This is a genomic window from Alishewanella aestuarii B11, assembly GCF_000280055.1.
Taxonomy (GTDB): Bacteria; Pseudomonadota; Gammaproteobacteria; order Enterobacterales; family Alteromonadaceae; genus Alishewanella; species Alishewanella aestuarii.
The window spans coordinates 1-2,915 of the sequence record NZ_ALAB01000034.1 but is presented as its reverse complement, the minus strand read 5'-3'; the positions used below and the strand labels follow the sequence as shown (position 1 = coordinate 2,915).

Sequence of the window (2,915 nt, the reverse complement as noted above, 5' to 3'; positions counted from 1 at the left end):
ATTTGAGTTTATCTCAAACTGCTCTTTAACAATTTGGCAAGCTGATAGTAATAAAACAAGCTAAGCATACTTCCGAACTCAAGCGGAAGGATTGTGACGCGAGCACACTGTACGACTTTAAAAGACATTTTGGGGTTGTATGGTTAAGTGACTAAGCGTACACGGTGGATGCCTTGGCAGTCAGAGGCGATGAAGGACGTACTAACCTGCGAAAAGCTATGGGGAGCCGGTAAGAGGCGCTGAACCGTAGATATCCGAATGGGGAAACCCAGTGAGTTTACTCACTATCCTTAACTGAATACATAGGTTAAGGAGGCAAACCGGGAGAACTGAAACATCTAAGTACCCCGAGGAAAAGAAATCAACCGAGATTCCGTTAGTAGCGGCGAGCGAACGCGGACTAGCCCTTAAGCTAGATTGGTGTTAGTGGAATCATCTGGAAAGCTGAGCGATACAGGGTGATAGCCCCGTACACGACAACACCTTTATAGTGAAAACGAGTAGGACGGGACACGTGGTATCCTGTTTGAAGATGGGGGGACCATCCTCCAAGGCTAAATACTCCTGACTGACCGATAGTGAACCAGTACCGTGAGGGAAAGGCGAAAAGAACCTCTGTAAGGAGGAGTGAAATAGAACCTGAAACCGTGTACGTACAAGCAGTGGGAGCCCACTTTGTTGGGTGACTGCGTACCTTTTGTATAATGGGTCAGCGACTTACATTCTGTAGCGAGGTTAACCGAATAGGGGAGCCGTAGGGAAACCGAGTCTTAACTGGGCGAATAGTTGCAGGGTGTAGACCCGAAACCGGGCGATCTAGCCATGAGCAGGTTGAAGATTGGGTAACACTAATTGGAGGACCGAACCCACTACTGTTGAAAAAGTAGGGGATGACTTGTGGCTTGGAGTGAAAGGCTAATCAAGCTCGGAGATATCTGGTTCTCCTCGAAAGCTATTTAGGTAGCGCCTCGAGCGAATACCACCGGGGGTAGAGCACTGTTTGGGCTAGGGGGTCATCCCGACTTACCAACCCCATGCAAACTCCGAATACCGGTGAGTACTACTCGGGAGACACACGGCGGGTGCTAACGTCCGTCGTGAAAAGGGAAACAACCCAGACCGCCAGCTAAGGTCCCAAAGTGATGATTAAGTGGAAAACGATGTGGGAAGGCATAGACAGCTAGGAGGTTGGCTTAGAAGCAGCCATCCTTTAAAGAAAGCGTAATAGCTCACTAGTCGAGTCGGCCTGCGCGGAAGATGTAACGGGGCTAAAATCATCCACCGAAGCTGCGGATCCATACTATGTATGGGTGGTAGAGGAGCGTTCTGTAAGCCTGCGAAGGTGTGCCGGGAGGCATGCTGGAGGTATCAGAAGTGCGAATGCTGACATGAGTAACGATAAGGGGAGTGAAAAACTTCCCCGCCGAAAGACCAAGGGTTCCTATCCCATGCTAATCAGGGTAGGGTGAGTCGGCCCCTAAGGCGAGGCTGAAAGGCGTAGTCGATGGGAAACGGGTTAATATTCCCGTACCGGCCAATACTGCGATGGGGGGACGGAGAAAGCTAGGCAAGCGCGGCGTTGGTAGTCCGCGTGAAAGTGCGTAGGTTGGAGAGGTAGGTAAATCCGCTTCTCTAAGACTGAGACACGAGACGAGTCACTACGGTGACGAAGTTGCTGACGCTCTGCTTCCAGGAAAAGCCTCTAAGCTTCAGGTATTGGTGACCGTACCCTAAACCGACACAGGTGGTCAGGTAGAGCATACCAAGGCGCTTGAGAGAACTCGGCTGAAGGAACTAGGCAAAATAGTACCGTAACTTCGGGAGAAGGTACGCTCTTGTGTGTGAAGGCCTTGCGCTGTAAGCATATGAGAGTCGCAGTGACCAGCTGGCTGCAACTGTTTATTAAAAACACAGCACTCTGCAAACACGTAAGTGGACGTATAGGGTGTGACACCTGCCCGGTGCCGGAAGGTTAATTGATGGGGTTAGCGCAAGCGAAGCTCTTGATCGAAGCCCCGGTAAACGGCGGCCGTAACTATAACGGTCCTAAGGTAGCGAAATTCCTTGTCGGGTAAGTTCCGACCTGCACGAATGGTGTAATGATGGCCAGGCTGTCTCCAGCCGAGACTCAGTGAAATTGAAATTGCGGTGAAGATGCCGTATACCCGCGGCTAGACGGAAAGACCCCGTGAACCTTTACTATAGCTTGGCACTGAACATTGACCCTACATGTGTAGGATAGGTGGGAGGCTTTGAAGCTGGGACGCTAGTCCTGGTGGAGCCGTCCTTGAAATACCACCCTTGTATGTTTGATGTTCTAACGTAGGTCCCTGAACCGGGATTGCGGACAGTGTCTGGTGGGTAGTTTGACTGGGGCGGTCTCCTCCTAAAGCGTAACGGAGGAGCACGAAGGTTGGCTAAGTACGGTCGGACATCGTACGGTTAGTGTAATGGTAGAAGCCAGCTTAACTGCGAGACAGACACGTCGAGCAGGTACGAAAGTAGGTCATAGTGATCCGGTGGTTCTGTATGGAAGGGCCATCGCTCAACGGATAAAAGGTACTCCGGGGATAACAGGCTGATACCGCCCAAGAGTTCATATCGACGGCGGTGTTTGGCACCTCGATGTCGGCTCATCACATCCTGGGGCTGAAGTCGGTCCCAAGGGTATGGCTGTTCGCCATTTAAAGTGGTACGCGAGCTGGGTTTAGAACGTCGTGAGACAGTTCGGTCCCTATCTGCCGTGGGCGTTGGATAATTGAGTGGAGTTGCTCCTAGTACGAGAGGACCGGAGTGAACGAACCGCTGGTGTTCGGGTTGTCATGCCAATGGCACTGCCCGGTAGCTATGTTCGGAACGGATAACCGCTGAAAGCATCTAAGCGGGAAGCCGGCCACAAGATGAGTTATCCCTTA

1 rRNA gene is annotated in these 2,915 nt (G+C 51.5%); it reads left to right on the top strand.

Going from position 1 to position 2,915, the window contains the following annotated elements:
- Positions 1-141: 141 nt before the first annotated feature.
- Positions 142-2,915, top strand: a 23S ribosomal RNA gene (locus tag AEST_RS17595); the annotation flags it as partial.